4 protein-coding genes are annotated in these 3,048 nt (G+C 36.9%); 1 reads left to right on the top strand and 3 read right to left on the bottom strand.

What is annotated here, in order from left to right; genetic code table 11:
• Positions 1-30 precede the first annotated feature (30 nt).
• Both RV13_RS20190 and RV13_RS20185 read right to left on the bottom strand, forming a co-directional pair.
• A complete protein-coding gene (locus RV13_RS20190; protein WP_002404111.1) occupies positions 31-246 on the bottom strand; it encodes a helix-turn-helix transcriptional regulator in 216 nt (71 codons plus the stop codon).
• A 249-nt stretch (positions 247-495) separates the two neighbouring features.
• On the bottom strand, positions 496-1,746 hold the full coding sequence (locus RV13_RS20185; RefSeq protein ID WP_071876001.1) for an IS110 family RNA-guided transposase: 1,251 nt from the start codon (positions 1,744-1,746) through the stop codon (positions 496-498).
• A gap of 408 nt (positions 1,747-2,154) precedes the next feature.
• Here RV13_RS20185 and RV13_RS20180 point away from each other — a divergent pair, with 408 nt between their 5' ends.
• Positions 2,155-2,493, top strand: coding sequence for a helix-turn-helix domain-containing protein (locus RV13_RS20180; RefSeq protein WP_016180789.1), 339 nt, complete (start codon positions 2,155-2,157; stop codon positions 2,491-2,493).
• Between the two features lie 181 nt (positions 2,494-2,674).
• Here the strand turns inward: RV13_RS20180 and RV13_RS20175 are convergent.
• Positions 2,675-3,048 (bottom strand): transposase (locus RV13_RS20175; RefSeq protein WP_249024503.1); only part of this gene is annotated, 374 nt, incomplete at its 5' end.

The following is a 3,048-nucleotide window of genomic DNA, read 5'->3' as shown; positions in this document are numbered from 1 at the left end:
AAAATTTGTCAATTATTCAGTAGGCACTAGTTAACTGTTTACTTTATTAAACACATCAGAAAACAGCTCGTTTATTGGTACACTTAATATCTCAGAAAGCATTTTCATTTGATAGGGTTTAGGAATCGTTCTCCCTGTTTGCCACGAACTTACACATTGCTGTGTAACATTCATTTTTTTAGCTAACTCAGTTTGAGAAAAGCCTTTTTCTTTTCTGTATCGGCTGAGATTACTTACTTTTTTCATGATTCTCCCCTCCTGTTTTATTATATACAACAATACGATGTATTTAAACTCATAAAATATATAAAAACTTCAAATATCATTACAAATACAACAACTTGTTGTACTCTACTGAGAGTCTAATGGTAATAAGTCAAGATAAAAATTGAGAATATTCTTATTGAGTAACCTGTTTTTAAGCGCACTTAACTAAACCCGACCAAAATCAAATTTTTTTCGGGTCATTCAAGGATTTGCGTAAATAACAAATTGTTATTTATCTATCACGCTCCTTGGTGGCATATAGAGTTGATGGTTACGTAGTAGCGTATCCACCAGACGCGTAAATTTTCTTGCGGTTAAGACGAGTGCTCGTTTGTGTTGATGCTTTGGAACCTCTTTACATTTACTTTGATAAAAAGCTTTATATTCAGGAAGATAATTTCTTACAGAGTTGGCAGCTTCAACTAAGTAGTAACGAAAATAGCGATTCCCTTGTTTTGTCAGAGGTGTGTTTTGAGATTGGTAATTTCCGGATTGTTTGACTTTCCAACTTAAACCTGCGTATTTTGCCAATTTTGTTTGATCCTCAAAACGTTCGATTTGTCCAATTTCAGCGATCAAGCCAGCGGCATATACTTTCCCAACGCCTGGAATACTGGTTAAGCATTGGTATTCTGGAATGACGACAACTAGTTGTTCAATTGCTTTATCTAAGTCTTTGATGTTCTTTTCAAGTGCACGTATTTCGCGTACAAGAACACTTAAAACAACATTGATGGATTCTTGTGCAAGATAACCTAAACGATAACTCATGGTAATTGCACGTTGAATTGCTTTGGCAATTTTCTTGGGCTCTTTAAAGCGCCCCCTTCCTTTTTCTTGGAGTAAGTCACAGAATGCTTCCAAAGGAAGCTCAGCTAACTCATCTAGGGTGAAGTCTTCTGTCATAAGAGAAATGACAGTGGCACTAAACAGACTTGTCGATTCGTCTCGCATTTCTCGGGCTAATGTATTGCATTTGTACGTTAGGTTTTCCAGGAAGTGTTGTTTTGTACGAGTTAATTGTTTAATGATCTGATAGCGCGTACGGGTTAATCTCTGTAAGGCCATGTACTTCTCTTCTTTGATAGAGGAAGTTGTGAACCGTTGTATACGCAAGAAATCAGCAATTCTTAACGCGTCGTTTCGATCGGTCTTATCCTCATCAAACATGCGACTGAATTGTTTCACCCGAAAAGGATTTTCAATTGTCACAAGTGTATTGAGTTTTTTTAGCTCCGCATCTTCATGGAAAAACATTGAAGGGTGGAAGCTGTACATGGATGTCGATTCCATACCAATCACGATTTGATCGAAGTGATAGTTTTCATTGAACTCAAGAATCATTTCTCGTGTTAATGACGCACCTTCAATATCATTGGCAATAGAAATTTCAGACAAGATAGACAGTTGATCGTCGTCTGTTAGGAAACAAATATCTAATTTTTCAGAACTAACGTCAATACCGACAAATAATTTCATGGAATAAGGACCTCCTTTCAATATAAATTTTGGAAAATGCTTCGATACTGTGGGATTCCCCAGAACCTCACTGTGTAGCCACAACCTCGCCTAATAGAATACGGTGATAACAGAGCTAGAAGCTGCCTTCCAAACTACTATATGAAAGTCTAGTCCATTATCGAAACAGCTAATGAGTTGGTAGTGATAACAGTGGTTCGGGTAACAGACTTAACAAGGTAGACAAAGCTACAGGGGGTGATAGCAAATTCCCGCTGGATCCTTTCCATACATCCATTGTACTCTGAGAAATCACACAATAACGAAACAAATTCCGTTAGGAATGTGTTATTCAATAAATTTTATGGTTCAGAAACATTTTGATTAAAAAGTATTAGACAAAAATTATTTTACGAGGGGGGTGTATTAATGAAACAGAAACAATATGCAAAGGTCATTAGAGAAAAGCGAAAAGCACTCGGGTGGACACAAAAAGAATTAGCTAAAAAAATCTTCTCTACACAACAGGCAGTAGCAAGATGGGAAAATTCTGTAACAGAACCTAACCTCGATAGCTTAACAGCTCTTTCTAGAGCCCTAGGAACTCCTGTAAGCCATTTTCTAGACAATGTTGTCGTAGGTAGATATGAGGAAGAGTTTTTAGCTCTCTATCGCTCTCTTAGCACTGAAGACGCAGTTCGAACAATTGACTATATGAAGCTATTAAAAAGGCAAGAAAATGAACGCAATCAGTTATTGAAAGATTGAAAAATAAATAACCCACCGAACTTTAACGGTGGGTGTATTGAGATAAGATTAAGAGCTATGGGGGTTGTCAACTAAACTGTGGAAGTTAAATATCTAGAAGTTTAAAACACAAAATTCTTTTGGTCATTTTTTACATCAGATAAATCCCGATTGGAAGCATAGTTGAATAAGCCTAACGTTGTTACGGAAGGTAAATGACATACTTTTCAATTCTAGAGGAGAATGTCTCGTTGACCATTAACTGATTCAGCACCATAGCCCAGTTTCGAATTCGCCCACCTGCCCACTTCGTGTGTAATTCTTTCGTACGTAAATAAAGTAATTTTAAGAGCGCATTCTCATTAGAGAACGCTCCCTTTTTTGTGACTTTTCTGAAGCTAGAGTGAATACTTTCAACTGCATTAGTAGTGTACATGATTTTTCTAATGGCGCTGCCATAATCAAAGAGTTGTTCAACATGAGAAAAGTTTCGTTTGCATACATCTACTGCACCAGAATATTGAGACCAACGATTTTGAAAACTGTTGAAGGCAGCGTGTGCAGCGTTTAAAGAAG

The sequence above is a fragment of the Enterococcus raffinosus genome (assembly GCF_001886185.1).
In the GTDB taxonomy this organism is placed as follows: Bacteria; Bacillota; Bacilli; order Lactobacillales; family Enterococcaceae; genus Enterococcus_A; species Enterococcus_A raffinosus.
Note: the sequence above shows the minus strand (reverse complement) of the source record. Positions and strands in the feature narration are given on the sequence as shown.

Bases quoted from the DNA above. Each gene is read 5' to 3' on its own strand.
- RV13_RS20190 (WP_002404111.1), bottom strand. From the start codon at position 246: ATGAAAAAAGTAAGTAATCTCAGCCGATACAGAAAAGAAAAAGGCTTT.
- RV13_RS20185 (WP_071876001.1), bottom strand. From the start codon at position 1,746: ATGAAATTATTTGTCGGTATTGACGTTAGTTCTGAAAAATTAGATATT.
- RV13_RS20180 (WP_016180789.1), top strand. From the start codon at position 2,155: ATGAAACAGAAACAATATGCAAAGGTCATTAGAGAAAAGCGAAAAGCA.